Here is a 20,528-nt window from a genome sequence, read left to right on the forward strand (position 1 = left end):
CGGCAGTCGCACCCTGGCGATCGGCAGTGGCGCCATGCTGCTGGCCGGCTGCCAGTTCGGCGGTCTCAACTCGCTGAACATGCCCGGTACCGCCGGGCACGGGTCCGGCTCCTACACCGTCACGGTGCAGTTGCCCGACGTGGCGACCCTGCCGCAGAACTCGCCGGTGATGGTCGACGACGTCACCGTCGGCAGCGTGTCGGGTGTGGATGCGGTCCAGCGCCAGGACGGCACCTTCTATGCGGCGCTGCAACTGTCGTTGAACGGTGACGTGAAGCTCCCGGCGAATGCCGTTGCGCGCGTTGCCCAGACCTCGCTACTCGGCTCCCAGCACATCGAGCTGTCCGAACCTGTCGATCAACCGGCCGAGGGGCGACTGGCCCAGGGTTCCAACATCTCGCTGTCCCAGACCGACCGTTATCCGACCACCGAGGAAGTCCTCTCCTCGCTGGGCATGGTGGTCAACAAGGGCAATCTCGGTGCGTTGCAAGACATCACCGATGAGGCCTACGCGGCCGTCGCCGGCCGGGCCGGAACCTTCGCCGATCTGATTCCGCGGCTGGCCGAGCTGACCGCGTCACTGGACCGGCAGACCAACGACATCATCGCGGCCGCGGACGGGCTGAACCGGTTCGCGTCGATCCTGGCCCGCAGCCAGGACAGCCTGGGCCGCACACTCGACACCCTGCCCGGCGCGCTCAAGGTGCTCAACGACAACCGGTCCAACATCGTCGACGCGTTCACCGCGCTGCGCAGCTTCGCCCAGGTCGGCTCGCGGATCCTGTCGCAGACCAAGGACGATTTTGCGGCCGATCTCAAGGATCTCTATCCGGTGATCAAGGCGTTCAACGACAACGCCGACGACTTCATCAAGGACCTGGAGTTCCTGCCGACCTTCCCGTTCCACTACAAGTATCTGCGCCAGGCGGTGCGAGGCGACTACCTGAACGTTTACGTCACCTTCGACCTGACCCTGCGGCGGTTCGGTGAGTCGATCTTCACGACCGGAGCCTTCGACCCGAACATGCAGCACCTCAACGAGGTGATCAATCCGCCGGACTTCCTGACCGGGGCGATGGCCAACTTGTCCGGCCAGGCGGCCGATCCGTTCAAGATCCCGGCCGGAACTGCGACCCAGCACGAGGAGAAGCCGTAGATGATCGACCGGCTCACCCGTATGCAGCTGATGATCTTCGGGGTCGTCACCATCCTCACCGTGGGTGCCATCTCGCTGTTCTATCTGCACCTGCCCGCTGCGGTGGGTATCGGCACCTACCACGTCAACGCCAACTTCCTGGCCGGTGGCGGGATCTACCAGAACGCCAACGTCACCTACCGTGGCGTCACGGTCGGCCGGGTGGATTCCGTAGGCCTGGCACCCGACGGCGTGGTCGCCAAGATGCAGCTCAACAGCAACACGGCGATACCCGACAACGTCATCGCCACGGTCAAGAGTGTCTCGGCCGTCGGCGAGCAGTACATCGACCTGATCCCGCCGGAGTCACCGTCGACCAACAAGCTGCGCAACGGCGCCACCATCGAGCAGGACAACACCCGGGTCGGCCAGGACATCGCAGGGATGCTGCACGAAGCCGACACACTGGTCAGCAGTATCGGCAACAGCCGGCTGCAGGATCTGCTGCGTGAGACGTTCAAGGCGTTCAACGGGTCGGGGCCCGAACTCGCCCGGTTGATCCAATCCTCACGTCTGCTGATCGACGAGGCCAACGCCAACTACGGCGAGACCACTCAGCTGATCGACCAGGCCGGGCCGTTCCTGGAAGCCCAGATGCGTAGCGGCGACAACATCCGCTCGCTGGCCGACGGGCTGGCCCGGTTCACCGGTGAGGTGAACAAGGCCGATCCGCAGCTGCGCGCCACCCTCAAGACCGTTCCGGGCACCACCGAGGCGGCCAACACCGCATTCAGCGGTATCCGGCCGACCTTCCCGGTGCTGGCGGCGAACCTGGCGAACTTCGGCCGCATCGGGGTGATCTACAGCAAGTCCCTGGAGCAGGCGCTGGTGATCTTCCCGGCACTGATGGCGGCGCTGAGCACGGTCGCCGGCGGGGCACCTGCCGACGAGGGCGCCAAGCTGGACTTCAAGATCGACCTCGGGGACGCGCCGCCCTGCTTGACCGGGTTCGTCCCGCCGACCCAGATCCGATCTCCGGCCGACGAGACGCTGCGTGAGCTGCCGTCCGATCTGTACTGCAAGACCGCACAGAACGACCCGGCGGTGGTGCGTGGTGCGCGCAACTACCCGTGCATGGAGTTCCCCGGAAAGCGGGCGCCCACCATCCAGCTGTGCCGCGATCCCAAGGGCTATGTGCCGGTGGGCAGCAACCCGTGGCGCGGCCCGCCGGTTCCGTACGGCACGCCGATCGAGGACGGGCGTAACATCCTGCCGCCCAACAAGTTCCCGAATATCCCGCCGCAGGTGGATCCGGATCCGGGCCCGCCCGTCGTGCAGTTGCCACCCGGGGTCGAACCCGGCCCGGGCCCCGCGCCGCACGCGCCGTTCCCGCTGCCGGTGCCGCCGAACAAGCCGGGCACACCGCCTCCGCCGTGGCCGTACTTCGCACCGCCGGACCAGATCGTGCCGCCGTACGGCCGGACGCCTCCCGGGGCTCCGGAAGCCCCGGCTCCGGCGCCGGCTCCGGAAGCGCCGTTGCCGGCCGAGGCACCACCTCTGGCCAGCGCACCGATGACGGGCACCTACGATCAGCACAGTGGGGTCTTCGCCGACGCCGACGGAGGCACCGGCGTGTACGCAGCCGGCGCCGACAAACTGGCGCCAGCGGAGACCTGGGTAGACCTGATGTTGGATCCAAGGCAGGCTTGATGATCGAAGAAACCGCCTCGAATACGAGGCCGGTCCGTAGGCGCGCGTCAAGGGCGGCCGGCCCGACCGGGGCCGGGACGGCAGGCGAGGTGACCCAGACCGTGCCTTTGGTGGAGCCTTCCACCAAGGCGGCGGCCAGGGCCTCGCAGCCGACACCGCTCAAGGCGCCGCCCCGTCGGCGCGCCCACCGCACCCTGGTGGCCCTGGTGGCAGCACTGACTTTGGGTCTGGGGACCGCTGCGCTGGGTGCGCTGGCCTATGTCATGCGCGATCAGCAACATGCGGTCGATGCCCTGCAGGCCCGCGACGAGAGCTTCGTCGACACCGGCAAGCAGACCGTGATCAACATGTTCAGCTACACCCAGGACACGATCGACGAAAGCGTCAACCGCTTCATCGACGGCACCAGCGGCCCCCTGCGCGACATGATGAGCCAGGGCAACAACGCCGACAACCTCAAGGCGTTGTTCCGCGACACCAACGCCAGCTCGGAGGCTGTGATCAACGGCGCGGCGCTGGAGAAGGTCGACGAGATCGCCCGGAATGCCTCGGTACTGGTGGCGGTGCGTGTCACGGTCACCGACGTGGACGGCGTCAATTCGCCGACTCGCCCGTACCGGCTGCGGGTGATCGTGCACGAGGACGACGACGGGCACATGACCGGATACGACCTCAAGTACCCCGACGGCGGAAACTGATGCGCTCTAAACTCACTGCCCTCCTGATCGGCCTGTTGACGGCGGCCTTCGTCGGGTTGGCCGCCGTAGGTGGCTCGCTGTACTGGAACCGCGTGGCGCAGCAGGGTCAGGAGACGGCCAGGACCGAACTCCCTGCGCTGGCCGCCGAACAGATCCCGAAAGTGTTCGGTTACGACTATCAGACCGTCGAGCGCAGCCTGATGGAGACGTACCCGCTGCTCGCCCCGGACTTCCGGCAGCAGTTCGAGAAGGACGCCACCGCCAAGGTGATCCCCGAGGCACGCAAGCGTCAGCTGGTGGTGCAGATCAGCGTCGTCGGCATCGGTGTCATGACGGCGCAGCGTGATTCGGGGTCCGTCATGGTGTACATGAACCGCACCGTGACCGACCAGTCCCGCCAACCGCTCTATGACGGCAGCCGACTGAAGGTCGATTACCGCAAGATCGGCGGGAACTGGCTGATCAACGCGATCAACCCGATCTAGTCACCTGACCCGAAGCGGGCCGGCGCTCAAGGAATTCGCGCGCCGGCCGGCGCTCAGGCTGAATTCGCGCTTCCGAGCGCGGCTAAAAACGCGCGCGCCCAACGGTCCACATCATGCGCCAGCACCTGGCGGCGCAGCGCACGCATCCGGCGCCTGCCCTCCTCGGGGCTCTGCTCCAGCGCCGCCTCGATGGCATCCTTGACGCCTTCGAGATCGTGCGGGTTGGTCAGGTAGGCCTGACGCAGCTCGGCCGCCGCCCCGGTGAACTCCGACAGCACCAACGCGCCGCCGAGGTCACTGCGGCACGCCACGTACTCCTTGGCCACCAGGTTCATGCCGTCGCGTAGCGGGGTGACCAGCATGACGTCGGCTGCGACGAAGAACGCGATGAGCTCATCGCGTGGCACCGGCCGGTGCAGGTAGTGCACCAGCGGATGCCCCACCTCACCGTATTCACCGTTGATGTGGCCGACCTGCCGCTCGATGTCCTCGCGCATCGCGATATAGCTCTCGACCCGCTCGCGGCTCGGTGTGGCCAGCTGGATCAGAACGGTGTCGTCGCGTTTGATCCGGTCCTCTTCGAGCAGTTCGGTGAAGGCTCGCAGCCGGACGTCGATGCCCTTGGTGTAGTCGAGCCGGTCGACGCCGAGCAGGATCTTGCGCGGATTGCCGAGCTCAGCGCGAATCTGCCGGGCGCGTTGGCGCACCGATCGGTTGCGGGCCTTGGCGTCCAGATCAGCCGAATCTATCGAGATGGGGAAAGCGCCGACCTTGACCGTGCGGAACCCGTAGGAGACCTCACCGAAGCGCGAGCGGACCCCGATCGATGCGCGTGAGGTATTGGCGCCGACGAGGCGGCGGGCCAGGACCAGGAAGTTCTGTGCGCCCCCTGCCAGGTGGAATCCGACCAGGTCGGCTCCGAGCAGGCCCTCGACGATCTCGGTGCGCCACGGCATCTGCATGAACAGTTCAACGGGCGGGAACGGGATGTGGAGGAAGAAGCCGATGGTGAGGTCGGGACGCAGCATGCGCAGCATCTTGGGGACGAGCTGCAGCTGATAATCCTGGATCCAGACCGTCGCGCCGTGGGCCGCTGCCCGGGCCGTGGCCTCGGCGAAACGCCGGTTCACGTCGACGTAGCTGTCCCACCACTTGCGGTGGTACACGGGCTTGACGATGAGGTCGTGGTAGAGCGGCCACAGGGTGGCGTTCGAGAACCCCTCGTAGTAATCCGCGACGTCCTGCGCGGACAGCTCCACCGGGTAGAGCTGCAGGTCCTCCTCGACGATCGGCTCCTCGCCGCTGTCGGGGACACCCGCCCAGCCGATCCACGCGCCGCGGCGTTTACGCAGCAGCGGCTCCAGCGCGGTGACAAGGCCGCCGGGACTGCGCTTCCAGGTCGTGCTGCCATCCGGCAACCGCTCCATGTCGATGGGCAGCCGGTTGGCGACCACGACGAAGTCGGAGTTACCGGAGGCGGCCGGCGGGCCGGCCTCCGGACTCATTACGCCTCGGTCTTCGAGGGCCCAATGCCGAGCATCGACAGGAACATGCGGCACTCGTCGGCGTCGGTGGCGTAGGTCGCTACGACGCGGCGAGCCTGGCTGGCGGTGCTGTCGGCGAGGGGTTCGACGTCGTCGATGTCGGCGGTATCAGTTTTCGCAGGCATGACATAACTGTAGGCGACCCGGAGAGCCCGGGTCGCCGCATGCCATCAGCCGATGGAACCGTGCACGGTCGGGCTGCTGCCGACGGTCGACTCCGGCACCGGCTGGGGTCCCTCGGACTGCTGCTCTTCGGCCAGGCCGATGCATTCGCCGGTGTTGGCGCCGGTGCACGGGATGGAGCCGCCGCCACCGGGCTCGTTCACGGCCGGCAGGTTGGGGTTGCCCGCGATGCTGCTGAAGTTGCCGGGGGAGTTCGGCACGGTGTGCGGGACGCACATGTTGGTGTAGAGGTCTTCCTCTTCGCCTGTCGGGCAGGCGATCGCCGGGCCGGCGGACACGGGTACGGAGAACGCGGCGATCGCCGGGGCGGCGGCCGCAGCGACTGCAAATCCGCCGGCAAAGATCAGACGTCGCATCGAGATCGGGAAGGTCGCCATCGTCACGCTTTCTCTAGTTATTCGATTGTTCGTTGCAGGGATTCTAAGGAAGCTGGGAAAAATCTGCACTGCTTCTATGCGGTAGCTGGCAACCCTCGGAAGTGCTAAGGGCTGGCGCTGATGGTCGAGCGCGGAATGGGTTGCGGTCCCTCGGCCTCGTCTTCCTCGGCCAGGCCGATGCACTCGCCGGCGTTGTGACCGGTGCACGGGATGGCGCCGCCTCCGCCGGGCAGGTCCACCGCAGGCATGTCCGGATTGCCGGGGATGCCGCTGAACGGGGACGGTGAATTCGGCACCAGGTACGGGGTGCAGGTCGTCGTGTAGACGTCCTCCTCCTCGCCGGAGGTGCAGGTTGCTTGTGCGACCGGCGCGCCGAGCCACAGGAGCAGCGCACAGCCGACGCCGGACAGTACGGCGGGCACGACAACTGATTTCACCTCAGCAGTCTAGGACTGCTGAGGGTTTACTGTGCGGTGTCTGGAGCCGTGCTGTGTCAGCCGATGGAACCGTGCACGGTCGGGCTGCTGCCGACCGTCGACTGCGGAACTGGCTGGGGTCCCTCGGACTGCTGCTCTTCGGCCAGGCCGATGCACTCACCCGAGTTCGCGCCGGTGCACGGGATGGCGCCGCCCCCGCCGGGCATGTTCACGGCAGGCAGGTTGGGGTTGCCTGCGACGCTGCTGAAGTTGCCGGGGGAGTTCGGCACGATGTCGGGTACGCACACGTTGGTGAACGTGTCCTCGGTTTCGCCGTTGGGGCACGAGGCCAGCGACTGGGAGGGCGTCGACAGCACCGTCAGGGCAGGGGCCGCGGCGATGGCTGCGGCGATGCCGGCCGCGACGACGAAACGGCGGGGGCCGGCCGGGAAGCCGGACGGGAAGATAGCCATTGGCGTGCTTTCTCTTCAGGGCCTGAAAAGGTTTGCTGGTTACCCGGCCTCGGTGATCCGACCACGGTGATCCGTGAAGTCGTCCTGCGTTGGATATTTTACGCTCTACAAGGGGAAATGGCTGTCACTGCGATTGTGGTGCAGTCATGCCGAACCACGTGCTGTGAAGCTGCTGAGCGGTAGCTGTGATCCCGGTGTGAGCCGGGTTACGTGATACACGTAATGTGCAGTTCGTAACTTACTTACCTTGACTAAGAGGTGGTCCGATATGGCCGATCCCGATGAGGCAACGCCTCAGGTCGAATACGAGACACTCGATGACGGGCGCATCGCCAGGATCTGGCTGAACCGTCCGAATGCGCAGAACGCCCAGTCGCGGACCCTGCTGGTGCAACTCGACGAGGCATTCGGCCGGGCCGAGGCCGACGATGCAGTCCGTGTGGTGATCCTGGCCGCGCGTGGCAAGAACTTCTCGGCCGGCCATGACCTCGGTTCCGAAGAGGCGTTGGCCGAGCGCGCGCCCGGGCCGACTCAGCACCCGACGTTCCGATCCCACGGTGCCACCGCCGCCGGCGTCACTGAGCGAACCTACCTGCAGGAGTGGCACTTCTACTTCGAGAACACCCGGCGGTGGCGTGATCTGCGCAAGATCACCATCGCCCAGGTGCAGGGCAACGCGATCTCGGCGGCACTGATGCTGATCTGGGCCTGCGACCTGATCGTGGCCGCCGACGACGCCAAGTTCAGCGACGTCGTCGGGGTTCGTATGGGGATGCCGGGCGTCGAGTACTACGCCCACCCGTGGGAGTTCGGCGCCCGCAAGGCCAAAGAGCTACTGCTGACCGGTGATTCGATCGACGCCGATGAGGCGTACCGGTTGGGCATGGTGTCCAAGGTCTTCGCGCGCGACGAACTCGAAGACAAGACACTGGAATTCGCGCGTCGCATCGCCGAGCGGCCGACGATGGCGGCCCTGTTGGTCAAGGACTCCGTCAACGCGGCCAGCGACGCGATGGGCTTCACCGAGGCGCTGCGTCATGCGTTCCACATTCACGAGCTGGGGCATGCGCACTGGGCGTCGGTGAACGAGAACCGCTGGCCGGTGGGAATGCCGCCCGATGTTCCCGACTGGCGGACCTTGGGGGCCCCGAAACCGGCCCGGCGAGATACACCATAAGGATGACGCAAATGGAACTGTCGTTGAAGGATCGCACGTACCTGGTCACCGGAGGCGGCAGCGGAATCGGCAAGGGTGCCGCGGCGGCCATCGTCGCCGCCGGTGGCAACGCCCTGTTGATCGGGCGCAATGCCGACAAGCTGAGTGCGGCTGCGGACGAATTGAGCGCAGGAGTCGCTGGTGGTGAGGTGCGCTACGAACCCGCCGATGTCACCAACGAGGACGAGGTCCGCCGTGCGGTCGACGCCGCCACTGCCTGGCACGGCCGACTGCACGGTGTGGTGCACAGTGCCGGTGGGTCGCTGACCATCGGTCCGATCACCCAGATCGATTCCGAATTGTGGCGCCAGACCGTCGATCTGAACGTCAACGGGACGATGTACCTGATCAAGCACGCGGGTCGGGAAATGGTCCGCGGCGGTGGCGGGTCGTTCGTCGGCATCTCGTCGATCGCGTCGACCAACACCCACCGCTGGTTCGGTGCTTACGGTGTGAGCAAGGCGGCGTTCGACCATCTGATCAAGCTGGCCGCCGACGAACTCGGACCGTCCTCGGTGCGGTTCAACAGCATCCGGCCCGGTTTGACCCGCACCGAGATGGTCGGCCCGGTTTTCGAGCTGCCGGCCGCCAGTGAGGACTACAAGGCCTGCACGCCGATGCCGCGGTTCGGTGAGGTCGAGGACATCGCCAACCTGGCGGCATTCCTGCTCAGCGACGCCGCGGGCTGGATCACCGGTCAGTCCATCGGTGTCGACGGTGGGCACAGCCTGCGCCGCGGACCCGACATCTCGGCGATGCTGGAGCCGCTGTACGGCGCCGACGGCCTGCGCGGGGTCGTTGCCGAGTAGCGAGTCAGGCCGGAGGTTTTCCTCCGGCCTCCCACGCGCTCAGCGCGCCCACTGCGGACCAGTCGAGCTCGCCGCCGCCGGTGGCCAGCAGGGTCAGGAAGCGATCGCGCAACAAGCTCGCGACGGGCAGGGGCACCTGTAGTTCCTCGCCCGCACTCAGTGCGAGTTTGACGTCCTTGAGTCCGAGTGGGGCGGCGAAACCGGCCGGGCTGAACTCCTCGCGTGCCAGCAACCCGCCATAGGTGCGGTACACCGGCGCATCGAACAGCGTCGATGTCAGCAACTCCAGATATTGCTGTTTGTCCACTCCGGCCTTGCCCACCAGTGCCATTGCCTCACCGAGGGATTCGATCACCGAGGCGATGAGGAAGTTGCCGCTGATCTTCACCAGGTTCGCGGCGCGGGGTTCCTCGCCCAGCACAAAAGTGCGTTGCCCGATCGCATCGAAGATCGGCGACACCGTCTCGACGGTGGCCGGGGCGCCCGCCGCCACCACGTACAACTTGGCAGCTGCGGCGGCCTCCGGACGTCCGAACACCGGCGCAGCGACGAAACCCTGCCCGGCATCGGCATGGGCCGCGGTGAGACGGTCGGCCAGGGCGACACTGACGGTCGACGACGAGACGTGAACGGCGCCGCCGGGCAGGTGGGCAAGGATGCCGCTGTCGCCGAACGTGACGGCCTCCACCGCGGCGTCGTTGGAAAGCATGGTGAGGACGACGTCGCCATGACACGCATCCGCCACCGATGCCGCGGGCACTGCCCCCTGGGCAGCCAACGCGGTCACCTTGTCGGGGGAGCGGTTGTACACCGTGACCTCGTGCCCGGCGGTGAGGAGGTTCGCGGCCATGGCCGAGCCCATGTTGCCCAGCCCGATGAATCCGATCTTCATGTCTCCACTCTTACCGGCTGACCGGTGAGTTTGGGGACCGGGAGGGGCATGAGGTTCCCGACGGAAATGCTCCGGATGGGCGGAGCGCCTGTCCTACAGCAGGCAGAAGGCGCACGTCACGTCGGTGCAGAGCGCCAAGGCCGCTGAGACCAGGGCCCGGCGTATCGCGAAAGTTATTGCTGACCTAGAGGCTTGAGCTCGGAGCGGTCCTCGGCGTGGCCGCAAACCCGGTGGACGGCGTTGACGATCCCCTGGTAGCCGGTGCACCGGCAGAAGTTGCCCGACAGTCCCTCGCGGATCTCCTCATCGGTGGGGTCCGGGTTGTCGCGCAGGAGCGCGGTGATCGACGTGACGAATCCCGGTGTGCAGAAGCCACACTGGAGGCCGTGGCACTCCTTGAGGGCGGACTGCACCGGGGACAGCTCGCCGTCCGGGCCGGCGATGCCCTCGACCGTCGTCACGTCCTGGCCGTCGACCTGTACCGCGAACACCAGGCACGATCGGACCGCCTGGCCGTCCAACAGGACCGTGCAGGCACCGCATGCGCCGTGCTCGCAGCCGAGGTGGGTGCCGGTGAGGCCGCAGTTGTCGCGGAGGAAATCGGCGAGGGTCACCCGGGGCTCGACCACCCCCTGGTAATCACGCCCGTTGACCGAAACCGCGACCGGCAGTTCATGCATTGAGGGCCTCCTCGGCGTGGGTGGTTGCCTGGGTCCAGGCTCTGGACACCATGGCCGCGCCGACCCGGGCCCGGTATGACGCGGAGCCCTGCAGATCGGAAGGAATGTCGGTGAGCTCGGACATCGCCAGCCGGCCGATCTCGTCGGCACTGATGCCACCGATCGGGGTGCCGATCAGGGCCGTTTCGGCCGGGACGGCCCGCAGCGGTGTGGAGCCGAGTCCGAGCAGGCCGATGCCGCAGCGGGTGATCCGGTCGTCCTCGTCGAGATCGAACCTGACGACCGCGCCGGCTATCGCGAAATCGCCATGGCGACGGGCGAATTCGGCAATCCCGAAGCCACTGCGACCCGACGCCACCGGGAAACGCACCGCGGTCAGGATCTCGTCGGTGGCCAGTGCGGTCTCCCACAGGCCGGTGAAGAACTCCGCGGCTGGGATCTGGCGGACGCCGCGTGCCGAGGTGGCCTCGATGGTCGCGTCGAGTGCCAGTGCGACCGCCGCGTACTCGGCAGCGGGATCGGCATGCGCGATCGCGCCGCCAAGCGTGCCGCGGCTGCGGATCTGGAAGTGCCCGATGTGCGGCGTGGCCAGGGTCAGTAGCGGCACCGAGTCGGCGATCTCGTCGTCGAGTCCGACCATGGCGTGCGGGGTGGCCGCACCGATCCGAACCTCGTTGCCGTGCAGTGTGATGTCGTTGAGTTCCGGCACTCGCGAGATGTCGATCAGGTTCTCGAAGTGCGTCAGGCGCATGGCCAGCATGGGTACCAGGCTCTGGCCGCCGGCGAGGATCTTGGCGTCCTCGCCGAACTCACCGAGCATGGCCACTGCCTCGGTGACGGTGGCGGGCCGGTGATAGGCAAACGGGGCGGGCTTCATGACACCAACCGGAGCAGCGCTGCGTGCAGATCTTCGGTGCTCAGCCCGGTGCTCTTGCGCTTGGTGCGGCCGGCCCGGCCGACCAGGAACCCCAGCACGCCTGCGGCCGCGACCGCCCCGATGGCCGGAGCGAAGCGCTTGGCCATCGGTACCGCCATCACCTTGGCCAGAGCGAGCGCATTGATCGGGGCGGCCTCCTGTGGTGCCTGCGCGGATGTTGCTCCGGCAGAGCTGGTTTCGTCCGAGGGGGTAGCCCCACCGAGTAGTTCGGCTTCGAGGCTCTTCGCGAACTGGTCGATCAGGCTGCCTGCCACATCGGCGAGCACGCCGCGGCCGAACTGGGCGGCCTTGCCGGAGATGGCCAGGTCGGTGGTGACCACCACGAGGGTGGAGTCGGCGCCCTCGTCCTTCAGTTGGGCGGTCACGATGGCCGAGGCGGTGCCGTTGCCGCGGGTCTCCTTGCCGTTGGCCTTGAGCACCACCCGCTGCGCTGCTGCGTCTTTTTCCTGGAAGGTGGCATCACCCTTGTAGGACACCGTGATCGGACCGACCTTGACCTTGACCGCACCCGTGAAATCGTCTCCGTCGACGCTCAGGAGGGTGGCACCGGGCAGGCAGGGGGCGACGCGTTCGACGTCGGTCAGCACCTCCCAGGTTTTCGCCGCCGGTACCGCGACCCGGAATTCGTTGTTGAGCTCCACGATCAGTGATCCCTTCCTGATGGTTTCTGCGAGCCGAGTTCCTGTGCCTGCTCGATCGCTTCGACGATGGCTGCCGGGGTGGCAGGCAAGGTGGTCAAGGTGACGCCGAGCGGGGCCAAGGCGTCGTTGACGGCGTTGATCACCGCGGGGGTCGAGCCGATGGCACCGCCCTCGCCTGCTCCCTTGTAGCCGCCCACGCCGGGGCCGGGGATCTCGACGTGGCCGTACTCGATCGTCGGGACCTCGGTGGCGGTGGGCAGCAGATAGTCGACAAAGGTTGAGGACAACGGGTTTCCGGCGTCGTCATAGGACAACTTCTCCAGCAGTGCCCCGCCGATGCCCTGGACGGTGCCGCCGGCGATCTGGCCCTCGACCACGTTGGGGTTGATCATCGGGCCGACGTCCTCGCTGACGATGTAGCGGGTCAGGGTGACGTGGCCGGTGACGACATCGACCTCGCAGGTGCAGGCGTGGGTGGCGTTCGCCCAGTGGATCGGGGCGGTCGGTGGCGCGGTGTAGCGGGCGGTGGCCTCGAGGTTCGCCGACATGCCCGGCGGCAGCATCTGCGGCTCGTAGTGCGCGCGGTAGGCCAGATCGGCGAAGCTCACGCTCTTTTCGGGATCGTTGCGCGCGACGGCCCGCGACCCGCCGAGCTCGATCTCGGCTTCGGAGACCTCCAGCCTGGCGGCGGCCATCGCCACCAGCTGGTTGCGCAGGATCGTGCCGGCCTCGTTGACCGCCCCGGCCGTCATCGGGGCGCTGCGGCTGCCTTGGGTGCCCGCGCCGTACGGCGTCACCGCGGTGTCGCCCTGGATGGTGGCGACATCGTCGATGTCGGCGCCGAGTGCGTCGGCGGTGAGCTGAATAACGGTGGTTTCCAAGCTGTTTCCGGTGGACCCGCCGTTGACGTAGACGTTGATCTTGCCGGTCGGCTCCATCCGGATGGTGCAGCCCTCGCTGGCCAGGTGCCCGGTGGCCGCGCCGGTGGGCTCGATGTAGGCCGAGAAGCCCAGCCCGAGGTACCTGCCCTGGGCCAGTGCCTCGGCCTGCTCCTTGCGGAACCCTTCGTGGTCGAGGATCTTGACCGCCTGCTCGAACGTCTCGATGGGGGCGACGTGGTCATACGGCATACCGTTGGGGTTGAAATACGGCATCTCGTCGCGGCGGAGCAGGTTCTTGCGCCGCAGCTCCACCGGATCCATGTCCATCTTGCGCGCGGCAATGTCGAGAAGTATTTCGCGGGTGAGGGTTTCGTACTGCCACGGGCCGCGGTAGGCGTGCAGGCCGGCGGTGTTGGAGAACACCGTCTTGTAGTTGAAGCTCGCTTTCGGTACCCGGTAAGGGCCAGGGAAGAACATGCCGATGGCCGCGGTGGTCAGCACCGGGTACGGGGTCGGGTAGGAGCCGACGTCCTGGACGAAGTCGATGTCGGCGGCCAGGATGGCGCCGTCGTCGTCGAACGCCATGCGCACGTCGCCGTCGACGTGGCGGGACTGACCCGCCGACATCAGGTTCTCGCGGCGGTCTTCGATCCACTTGAGCGCGGTGCGTACCTTGCGCGCGGCCAGCATGATGCACATGTCCTCGCGCATCGGGACGACCTTCTGGCCGAACCCGCCGCCGGTGTCGCGCATGATGACCCGCACATGCTGGGCCGGGATGCCGAGCAGACGGGCCGCGAAAGCCCGCAACTCGTGCGGGGTCTGGGTGGAGGCCCAGATGGTCAGCTCGCCCGTCGCCTGCGCCCATTCGGTGACCATGCCGCGGCATTCGATCGGCACCGGCACGTGCATCTGCTGGTAGATGTGCTCCTTCACCACATGTGCGGCGGCGCCGAAGACCTCCTCGTCCGGGGGCATGCCGGCCATGCCGCCGGCATTGTTGTCCGGGAAGGCCTCATGGACGGACACGTCGGAGGTCAGCGCCTGGCGGAAGTCGGCGATTGCGGGCAGCGGTTCGTAGTCGACGTCGACCAGATCCACGGCGTCCTCGGCGATGTAGCGGCTTTCGGCGATGACCAGGGCCACCGGATCGCCGACGAACTTCACCTCACCCTCGGCCAGCGGTGGCCTCGGGGTGTCCGGGACGTCCTTGCCCGCGACGGCGTGCCAGGCCTCTTTGACCTCGGGATTCAGATCGGCGGCGGTGAGCACCGCGTGCACACCGGGCAGGGCCAGGGCCGCGGTGGCATCGATGGCGGTGAACTTTGCGTGCGCGTAGGGGCTGCGGACGAAGCAGGCGTGCAGCATGCCGGGGCGCGTGATGTCATCGACGTACGTGCCGCGTCCGGTGAGCAGGCGGGTGTCCTCCACCCGTTCGACCCGTCTGCCGGCATAGCGGGTTGCGACGGTCTCCGGTACGGCTGACGCCATAGGATCGCTCCATTCCGTCGGTTACTTCTGCGCGTAAGTAAAAGGCCGCCGGAGGGCTCCGGGGCCGGATCAAGAGTGCGATTATCGTACATCGGAAAGCGACATGGCTGAAGAAGAGAGTGTCATTTCCGCTCGAAACTAGGGTAGGCGGCTACTCACGACACCGTGTCCGAACCGCGCGAATCTGTATTCGATCGGACAACGGAGGTGGGATGACGATGACCACACAAACTCTGGTTCTGGAACCCTTGAAAGACGCTTCCACCTTCGATGACGTGGTGCGCAATCTGGACCTCGTCATCGACTGGTCGATCCGGGCGGACAGCACGATCGGCTACTTCGCCGCCTTGTACAAACGGGGCACGATCGCCATCCAGCGCGCAGCCCGCGCCGGCGAGTTCACCGATGCGCAGTGGATCGAGCAACTCGACTGCGTGTTCGCGAGGCGGTACTTCGACGCGTTGAACGCCTTTTTCCATCCGCGCTCCCACGACCCGGAGGCGCTGACCCTGCCGTGGGAGATCGCGTTCCTCAACCAACACAACCGCAAAGCGTCGATGCTGCAGCACATGGTCGCCAGCCTGAACGCCCACATCTGCTTCGACCTGGGAATCGCGGTGGTCGACCTCGCCGCGAACCGGCTGCCCGACATCCACGCCGATTTCGAACACGTCAACGAGTTGGTGTCCCTTCAGACGCCGGACATGCTCGACATCGTCCAACGCCGGTCGCCGGGGGTGCGGTGGCTGCGCTGGGCGATCCCCAAGGAAGACCTGTTCATCAAGGACACTCTGACCAAGTTCCGGGAGGGGGCTTGGAACTTCGCGACCAGTCTGGCCGTCTATCCGGAGGCTGCGCACGAGAAACGGGTCCACCAGCTCGCGTGGGCGGCCGGCCTGGGCGCCTTCTATCTGGAGCCGCCGGCGAAATGGCCGCCGATCGCGCTCCTGCTGCGAAGCATCACCACAGGTGAGAACCAAGACGTCGCCGGCAACCTGTGCGCACTTGCCGGCATCACCGAGCAGCCGCACATGTCGGCGCAGTCCAGCGTGCGAAATCTCAGGCGGAGCCACCCAGCACCGCGAGCAGGCCGCGTGCGAGGGCGCCGGTAGTCCCCGGTATCCCGGCCAAGTCGATCTTGATCGGCGGTGTGACGGGTCCCTGACCCAGTCGCCAGCGCAGCTTGTCCCATCGGCGGAACGGCTCCAACGCCCGCGGCTCGTGCAGCGGCCACACCGGGCACCTGGTCGCGGGCGACCCGGTGGCGTCGAGTATCCCGTTGACCGCGCGCCGCGCGGCCTCGTTGGCGGCCTCCATCGTCGCCAAGTCGGTGTAGGTGCGCACGAAATCGGCCGCCAGGAAGAAGTTGGGGAGGGCGGTCACGGCGTCCGGGCGGTCCGCCCACGAGCCCTTGGTGTTGATCAGCAAGGGCTCGTCGTTCTTCGACTTCGGCCGGTTCGGTCCGGTGCCGAACGTGATCGCCGGATCGAGAAAGAAGTCGATGACGTTGGCCTCGGTCAGGGAGCCGTCATCAATGTGGTCGGTGATCTGCTTCCACACCTCGGTACGAATCTCGTCCCGACTGCACACGTTGGCCTGGTACGGGGTGCTCCCCGGTACATCCCAGGCCGAGATGTCCACGGAGAGAATGCCTTCCACCCGGCCATCACCGCGATTCGACCAGTTGAAATTGCGCCAGAACTGCCCTTGGGAGATAGCGGTCAACGACCACTTGGAGTCGATGAAGATGGCGTGGCCGTGGACCAGGGGCTTGTCGACGTCGAGGTAGAACATCGCGCCGTTCATCCAGTCGGTCTTGAGCTTCGACAGGCCGGTGAGTCGCGGCTCGGCGGCGCAGAGCGCGGGCGTCAGCAGCAGCTCAAGGCGCTCCTTGGGCATCGCCGCCACGTAATGGTCGGCCACGATCTGCTCGGTGTGGCCGTCGACGGACATGGACACACCGGTGATCTGTTTTCCGTCACAATCGATCCCGGTGACCTCGTAGCCGTCACACAGGTTCACCCCGAGGCCGGCGAGATGGGTGAGCCACGGATCGATCCAGACGTCACTGGTCGGCCCGTCCAACACCCGGTCCATCTTCCCGTTCGGGCGTACCAGGTCGAACATCAACTGGCACAGGATCAAACCGCCGGTGCGTGCCGAGATCTCGGTGGCCTTCGCCGCCACCAGCGTGCGGGTCATCCCGTTGGCCAGAAACTTCTGAAACTGCGGCGAGCGGTTGGCCGCGCCGATGAAGTCCCACCAACTCGTCTGCTCCCACTGGCCAAAGCGACGCTCGTCGCACGAGGCCAGCAGGGTGAGCAGCCGTTCCACAAACGCCGTCATCTCCTGCGGCGGGATACCCAGTCCCACGCCCAGTTGCCAGATGGCCTTCATGGTGGCCGACAGATCGTCGAGTGCAGACGAGACCTGGGTGGCCACGATGATCTCGTTGGCGCCCATGTGCTGCGCCAGCATCATCTGCGTGGCCGTGACCAGATGGTCGGCGACGGTCTGACTGTTGTGGGGGATTCGCACCATCGTGTCCGGAACATGTCGATAAAACCCTGGAAAGAACCGGAATCCATGTTCGCCCGGCAGATCCTTGCGCCCACCGGTGGCCGTCCCGGGGAACGGCATCGACCGGGCCTTCCCGCCGAACGCTGTATGCCGCTCGTAGACGGTTACGTCGAATCCGCGGTCGGCCAGTTCATGGGCCGCGGTCAACCCGCCGACACCGCCCCCCAGCACCGCGACCTTGGTCATGACAGGATCCGTTCGGCCCGTGCCTGTTCGGGCCAGCCGGCGTTCCCGGGTAGCCGGTTCACCGCGGAGGTCAAACCTTCACGGTCCCCGTCCCCGAGCAACTCGAAAGAGTCGATCAGACAACGTAATTCGAACAACACCGCATGTTGACGCCGCGCGAAGTCCAACGCATCGGCCAGAGCGGCCCGACGCTGGTCCGGTGGCACGGTATGGGCTCGCAGCCGCATCAGTTCCGCATCGTGAAAGTGCATTCCGGTCTCCTCTGCGAGGCTCAGTGACATTTCCAGCCGTTCGCGTGCCTTGTCCGGCTGACCGGCCGCGATGAGCAATCGGCCGATGACCGCGTCGTGAAAGGTCAGATAGACGTTGAGGTGCATGAGTCGTGATCCGTCGACGCCTCTGGCGATCTTCGCGGCGGCGGCCTCCAACGTGGCGGCATCGGCGCCGGCGCGCATCGCCGCCACCGCCTTGACGGTGGCGTACTCGGTGGCGCTGACGAAGCGCCACAGGTCCAAGCCGGAATCCTCGGTGCAGCGACGCATTTCGCCGGAAAGCAAGAGCGCCTCATCGAGTTGGCCGGCCTCCAGACACACCCAGATCTCCTTGAAATAGGTATGTGCCCGGTTGAAGGCGTTCAGCGGGAAACCTAGCTGTTCACAGCGGTGGACCGAGGCGGCCAGGTCGGCCTTTGCTCCCGGCAGATCTCCGGAGATCAGATCGGAAAGAGCCAGGTAGGTGTAGGCACCCGAGATCGGATCCGTGTTGCCCCGCCAGGTGTCGTCCAGTTCGCGGGGATCCGACGGAGACGGGTCGGCGAGCGCGGTCAACAGGTGTTCCCGGGCCACCGTGAAGCTGCCCTCCAGCCAGGTGATGGAACCCATCGAGGAGGCGATCGCCCGATGGAACCATGGCCGCTGCGTCGTGATGCCTGCGGCCATGGAGTCGAGGAGTTCGTGGGCCCGGCGCAGGTCTGCCCGGGGGACGTAGTAGCTGATCAGCGCGGTCAGCGTTGCGAAGATGTCGTCCTGATGTCGTCCGTCGGCGGTCAATTGCAGGCAGCGCTCGAAGTCGGCGGGAGCATCGCCACTCATGCTTCCGTGCGCGGCCCCGATCAGAAATCCGCGCTCTAGGCGCAGTGCGATCTCGACCTCGTCGCGTTGCGGCCCGGCGGCGCACCGGTTCAGCAGCTCTAGTGCATGTGTCAGATATGCGCAGGCTTCCGACGCGGACGCGCGTCGCCGGGCCTGCACACACGCCTTCCGGTACGCGGAGACGGCGTCATGGAAACGCTGCGCACCCTCGTAATGGCGCGCCACCAGCCGCCAATCGGGCTCCACTCCCGCGGCCTGGTCAACCAGCTCGCGTGCCACCCGGGCGTGCAGGTCACGTTCCAGAGTCGGTGGCGCCAGCTCGCCGGCCACCTCGCGCAGCAGCTCGTGACGGAATCGCCAACGCTCGTCCTCGATCTGGAACACCTGCGCCTCGGCCAGCGCGGCGACCACGGTGTCGGTGTCGACGTCGGAGCCCACCACGGACCGGAGCAACGCGAGGTCACCGCTTCGCCCGATGACGGCTGCGGCCTCGACCACCGGCACCACATCTGGCCGGGTGTGAAGTCGGGCGAACAACGGTTCGTACAGCGCCTCCGGTACCTGCTCGTCGTTGGCTGCGGCATCCAGGCCGGCCACGACGTGCTCGATGTAGAACGGGATCCCATCGCATCGACTGCACACGGCGGCCTTCTGCGAATCCGTCACGGCCGGGTCCAACGCTTCGATCAGCTCGTTGCACTCGTCGGTGCTCAGCGCCGTGAGCTCGAAGAGCTTGACCGGCCAGTCCGGCCTGAGCCACTTGCCCTCGCGTCCGGTGAGCACGATCAGCCGCCGCCCGTCGGCCCCGGTGAGCAAGGCGTCGACCACATCCATGGTGGAGGGGTCGAACCAGTGCATGTCCTCGGCGATGACCAGGCCGGCAGCACCGTTCAGGCATGCCAGCAGGTATCGGAGCACGGTCGCGCCGATGAGCTCATACAGGGTGCGGCCCTCAGCGATCGCGGGTTGGTAGCCGTGTTCTGGTCCCACGCCCAGCACCGGCGCGAGAAACGGAATAGCTGCCGTGGGATCCATTGCTTGCGAACGTAATTCAGACTCCAGGAGGCGGATCCGCTCAGCGGCTTCGGTGAGCCGGTCGATGCCACAACGGCGTTCCAGCAGGCGGCGCACCGGATACAGGCCGGCGTCGACGTGTAGCGGGGAGCCCCTCAGCTCGATGACGGTTCCGCCCGATCCCGTGACCAGATCCGCAGCGACCCGGCCCAACCGGGTCTTACCGATGCCCGCTTCGCCACGGAACGCCACGCCGGCACACCTCAACGTGCCGTCTTCGGCCTGCTGCCAGGCGGACTCCAACCAGTCCCGCTCGCGGTGCCGTCCGACCAGAGCAGCGGTACGGGTCGCTACCGCGGTCGGATAGTCGGACAGCACCCGATGATGGGTCACAGGTTCGTCGACACCTTTGACCGGTGCGGCCGGGCAGGCCGCGAGTTCGAACGTGCCGCCGATCAGAGCCGCCACCGCGTCCGACACGGCGACGGTTCCCGGTGCCGCCAGCGAGGAAATGCGGGCGGCCAGGTTCGCGGCGAAACCGTAGACGTCGTCTTGCGCGGTGTCGAGGTAGACGACTCCACGGTGCACGCCCACCCGCACGTCGATGGTGACGCCGAATCTACGGATTGCCTGTTCGCTGATTCGGGCCACCGCGTGGGTGATCTCCAACCCTGCGGCGACGGCTCGTTTGACATCGTTCTCGTGGGCCTTGGGGTGGCCGAACACGGCCAGCAGTCCGTCGCCCTTGGTCGAGCTGATGTGGCCCTCATAGTGGTTGACCAGGCGGATCGCGTCCTGGCGATACCGGCCGACCAGCGTGCGGTAGGTCTCGGGTTCGACGCGCGTGGACAGCACCGTCGAGTCGACGAGATCGATGAACATCAACGTGAGGCGTCGGATTTCCCCGTGACCGTCGGAGGCGGCGAGTAGATCTTCGGCGTCCGCGTTGCCGCGGTCCACCGCCAGGACCTGCTCGGCCAGGGAGTTCGCGGCAGCGCGGTCGCCGCGATTGCAGGCACGCACAGCCCGATCGAGCAGCTCGTCGATCGATGTCTGGTTCCCGTCGAGGCTCATGTGATCCTCCTGCGC

At 66.7% G+C, this 20,528-nt stretch carries 19 protein-coding genes and 1 pseudogene; 8 read left to right on the forward strand and 12 right to left on the reverse strand.

The genetic code is table 11. The annotated features are described in order from the left end of the window. The first annotated feature begins 34 nt into the window (after positions 1 to 34). The 4 genes from A5779_RS19245 to A5779_RS19260 are packed head-to-tail and all read left to right on the forward strand — an operon-like array spanning position 35 to position 4,028. The gene (locus A5779_RS19245; protein ID WP_110777503.1) at positions 35 to 1,156 is read left to right on the forward strand and encodes an MCE family protein; all 1,122 of its coding nucleotides are present in this window, start codon (positions 35 to 37) and stop codon (positions 1,154 to 1,156) included. Next, a complete protein-coding gene (locus tag A5779_RS19250) occupies positions 1,157 to 2,845 on the forward strand; it encodes an MCE family protein (protein ID WP_064884637.1) in 1,689 nt (562 codons plus the stop codon). Continuing rightward, the gene (locus A5779_RS19255; RefSeq protein ID WP_064884638.1) at positions 2,845 to 3,543 is read left to right on the forward strand and encodes an Rv1363c family protein; all 699 of its coding nucleotides are present in this window, start codon (positions 2,845 to 2,847) and stop codon (positions 3,541 to 3,543) included. Before A5779_RS19250 ends, A5779_RS19255 begins: the two co-directional genes overlap by 1 nt. Further along, positions 3,543 to 4,028: a hypothetical protein gene (locus A5779_RS19260; RefSeq protein ID WP_064884640.1), complete on the forward strand. Its 486-nt coding sequence runs from the start codon at positions 3,543 to 3,545 to the stop codon at positions 4,026 to 4,028. The genes A5779_RS19255 and A5779_RS19260 overlap by 1 nt, the downstream gene beginning before the upstream one ends. 53 nt (positions 4,029 to 4,081) lie before the next feature. Here the strand turns inward: A5779_RS19260 and A5779_RS19265 are convergent, their stop codons facing one another. The 5 genes from A5779_RS19265 to A5779_RS19280 form a co-directional block, all read right to left on the reverse strand. Continuing rightward, positions 4,082 to 5,533 carry an alpha,alpha-trehalose-phosphate synthase (UDP-forming) gene (locus A5779_RS19265; RefSeq protein ID WP_064884642.1) on the reverse strand — a complete coding sequence of 484 codons (1,452 nt, stop codon included), beginning with the start codon at positions 5,531 to 5,533 and terminating at the stop codon, positions 4,082 to 4,084. Then, a complete protein-coding gene (locus A5779_RS33595; RefSeq protein ID WP_110777506.1) occupies positions 5,533 to 5,697 on the reverse strand; it encodes a hypothetical protein in 165 nt (54 codons plus the stop codon). Before A5779_RS33595 ends, A5779_RS19265 begins: the two co-directional genes overlap by 1 nt. 45 nt (positions 5,698 to 5,742) lie before the next feature. Then, complete coding sequence (locus tag A5779_RS19270; RefSeq protein ID WP_082941754.1) at positions 5,743 to 6,132, reverse strand: intersectin-EH binding protein Ibp1; 390 nt, start codon at positions 6,130 to 6,132, stop codon at positions 5,743 to 5,745. Positions 6,133 to 6,236: 104 nt separating this feature from the next. Next, positions 6,237 to 6,554, reverse strand: coding sequence for a hypothetical protein (locus A5779_RS34065; protein ID WP_082941755.1), 318 nt, complete (start codon positions 6,552 to 6,554; stop codon positions 6,237 to 6,239). A gap of 71 nt (positions 6,555 to 6,625) precedes the next feature. Continuing rightward, entirely contained in the window at positions 6,626 to 7,021 is a 396-nt protein-coding gene (locus tag A5779_RS19280) for a hypothetical protein (RefSeq protein WP_064884646.1), read from the reverse strand. Between the two features lie 268 nt (positions 7,022 to 7,289). Between A5779_RS19280 and A5779_RS19285 the strand changes: the two genes are divergently transcribed. Together A5779_RS19285 and A5779_RS19290 are read left to right on the forward strand one after the other, a co-directional pair. After that, positions 7,290 to 8,198, forward strand: a complete 909-nt coding sequence (locus A5779_RS19285; RefSeq protein ID WP_064884648.1) for an enoyl-CoA hydratase — start codon at positions 7,290 to 7,292, stop codon at positions 8,196 to 8,198. Positions 8,199 to 8,209: 11 nt separating this feature from the next. Beyond that, positions 8,210 to 9,046: an SDR family oxidoreductase gene (locus tag A5779_RS19290; protein ID WP_064884650.1), complete on the forward strand. Its 837-nt coding sequence runs from the start codon at positions 8,210 to 8,212 to the stop codon at positions 9,044 to 9,046. 4 nt (positions 9,047 to 9,050) lie between these two features. Here the strand turns inward: A5779_RS19290 and A5779_RS19295 are convergent. Next, a pseudogene (locus tag A5779_RS19295) lies at positions 9,051 to 9,944 on the reverse strand (NAD(P)-dependent oxidoreductase); the annotation flags it as partial. Positions 9,945 to 10,062: 118 nt separating this feature from the next. Here A5779_RS19295 and A5779_RS33065 point away from each other — a divergent pair. Continuing rightward, entirely contained in the window at positions 10,063 to 10,134 is a 72-nt protein-coding gene (locus A5779_RS33065; RefSeq protein WP_236734822.1) for a hypothetical protein, read from the forward strand. Here A5779_RS33065 and A5779_RS19300 read toward each other — a convergent pair. The 4 genes from A5779_RS19300 to A5779_RS19315 are packed head-to-tail and all read right to left on the reverse strand — an operon-like array spanning position 10,112 to position 14,568. Next, positions 10,112 to 10,618: a (2Fe-2S)-binding protein gene (locus tag A5779_RS19300; RefSeq protein WP_064884652.1), complete on the reverse strand. Its 507-nt coding sequence runs from the start codon at positions 10,616 to 10,618 to the stop codon at positions 10,112 to 10,114. The genes A5779_RS33065 and A5779_RS19300 overlap by 23 nt on opposite strands. After that, the gene (locus A5779_RS19305) at positions 10,611 to 11,495 is read right to left on the reverse strand and encodes an FAD binding domain-containing protein (protein WP_064884654.1); all 885 of its coding nucleotides are present in this window, start codon (positions 11,493 to 11,495) and stop codon (positions 10,611 to 10,613) included. Before A5779_RS19305 ends, A5779_RS19300 begins: the two co-directional genes overlap by 8 nt. Beyond that, a complete protein-coding gene (locus A5779_RS19310; protein WP_064884656.1) occupies positions 11,492 to 12,196 on the reverse strand; it encodes an SRPBCC family protein in 705 nt (234 codons plus the stop codon). Before A5779_RS19310 ends, A5779_RS19305 begins: the two co-directional genes overlap by 4 nt. Positions 12,197 to 12,198: 2 nt before the next feature. Further along, a complete protein-coding gene (locus tag A5779_RS19315) occupies positions 12,199 to 14,568 on the reverse strand; it encodes a xanthine dehydrogenase family protein molybdopterin-binding subunit (protein ID WP_064884659.1) in 2,370 nt (789 codons plus the stop codon). Positions 14,569 to 14,786: 218 nt separating this feature from the next. Between A5779_RS19315 and A5779_RS19320 the strand changes: the two genes are divergently transcribed. Next, positions 14,787 to 15,680 (forward strand): DUF5995 family protein, encoded by an 894-nt coding sequence (locus tag A5779_RS19320; protein WP_131811660.1) that lies wholly within the window; start codon positions 14,787 to 14,789, stop codon positions 15,678 to 15,680. Here the strand turns inward: A5779_RS19320 and A5779_RS19325 are convergent. Together A5779_RS19325 and A5779_RS19330 are read right to left on the reverse strand one after the other, a co-directional pair. After that, the gene (locus A5779_RS19325; protein WP_064884663.1) at positions 15,628 to 17,334 is read right to left on the reverse strand and encodes a hydroxysqualene dehydroxylase; all 1,707 of its coding nucleotides are present in this window, start codon (positions 17,332 to 17,334) and stop codon (positions 15,628 to 15,630) included. The two genes, A5779_RS19320 and A5779_RS19325, sit on opposite strands and share 53 nt — an antisense overlap. Further along, on the reverse strand, positions 17,331 to 20,513 hold the full coding sequence (locus A5779_RS19330) for an ATP-binding protein (RefSeq protein WP_064884665.1): 3,183 nt from the start codon (positions 20,511 to 20,513) through the stop codon (positions 17,331 to 17,333). The genes A5779_RS19325 and A5779_RS19330 overlap by 4 nt, the downstream gene beginning before the upstream one ends. Between the last annotated feature and the right edge of the window lie 15 nt (positions 20,514 to 20,528).

Origin of the sequence: Mycolicibacterium peregrinum, assembly GCF_001665625.1 — a bacterium.
Lineage (GTDB): Bacteria > Actinomycetota > Actinomycetes > Mycobacteriales > Mycobacteriaceae > Mycobacterium > Mycobacterium peregrinum_B.

Bases quoted from the DNA above. Each gene is read 5' to 3' on its own strand.
- A5779_RS19245 (WP_110777503.1), top strand. From the start codon at position 35: ATGCTGCTGGCCGGCTGCCAGTTCGGCGGTCTCAACTCGCTGAACATG.
- A5779_RS19250 (WP_064884637.1), top strand. From the start codon at position 1,157: ATGATCGACCGGCTCACCCGTATGCAGCTGATGATCTTCGGGGTCGTC.
- A5779_RS19255 (WP_064884638.1), top strand. From the start codon at position 2,845: ATGATCGAAGAAACCGCCTCGAATACGAGGCCGGTCCGTAGGCGCGCG.
- A5779_RS19260 (WP_064884640.1), top strand. From the start codon at position 3,543: ATGCGCTCTAAACTCACTGCCCTCCTGATCGGCCTGTTGACGGCGGCC.
- A5779_RS19265 (WP_064884642.1), bottom strand. From the start codon at position 5,533: ATGAGTCCGGAGGCCGGCCCGCCGGCCGCCTCCGGTAACTCCGACTTC.
- A5779_RS33595 (WP_110777506.1), bottom strand. From the start codon at position 5,697: ATGCCTGCGAAAACTGATACCGCCGACATCGACGACGTCGAACCCCTC.
- A5779_RS19270 (WP_082941754.1), bottom strand. From the start codon at position 6,132: ATGGCGACCTTCCCGATCTCGATGCGACGTCTGATCTTTGCCGGCGGA.
- A5779_RS19280 (WP_064884646.1), bottom strand. From the start codon at position 7,021: ATGGCTATCTTCCCGTCCGGCTTCCCGGCCGGCCCCCGCCGTTTCGTC.
- A5779_RS19285 (WP_064884648.1), top strand. From the start codon at position 7,290: ATGGCCGATCCCGATGAGGCAACGCCTCAGGTCGAATACGAGACACTC.
- A5779_RS19290 (WP_064884650.1), top strand. From the start codon at position 8,210: ATGGAACTGTCGTTGAAGGATCGCACGTACCTGGTCACCGGAGGCGGC.
- A5779_RS19300 (WP_064884652.1), bottom strand. From the start codon at position 10,618: ATGCATGAACTGCCGGTCGCGGTTTCGGTCAACGGGCGTGATTACCAG.
- A5779_RS19305 (WP_064884654.1), bottom strand. From the start codon at position 11,495: ATGAAGCCCGCCCCGTTTGCCTATCACCGGCCCGCCACCGTCACCGAG.
- A5779_RS19315 (WP_064884659.1), bottom strand. From the start codon at position 14,568: ATGGCGTCAGCCGTACCGGAGACCGTCGCAACCCGCTATGCCGGCAGA.
- A5779_RS19320 (WP_131811660.1), top strand. From the start codon at position 14,787: ATGACCACACAAACTCTGGTTCTGGAACCCTTGAAAGACGCTTCCACC.
- A5779_RS19325 (WP_064884663.1), bottom strand. From the start codon at position 17,334: ATGACCAAGGTCGCGGTGCTGGGGGGCGGTGTCGGCGGGTTGACCGCG.
- A5779_RS19330 (WP_064884665.1), bottom strand. From the start codon at position 20,513: ATGAGCCTCGACGGGAACCAGACATCGATCGACGAGCTGCTCGATCGG.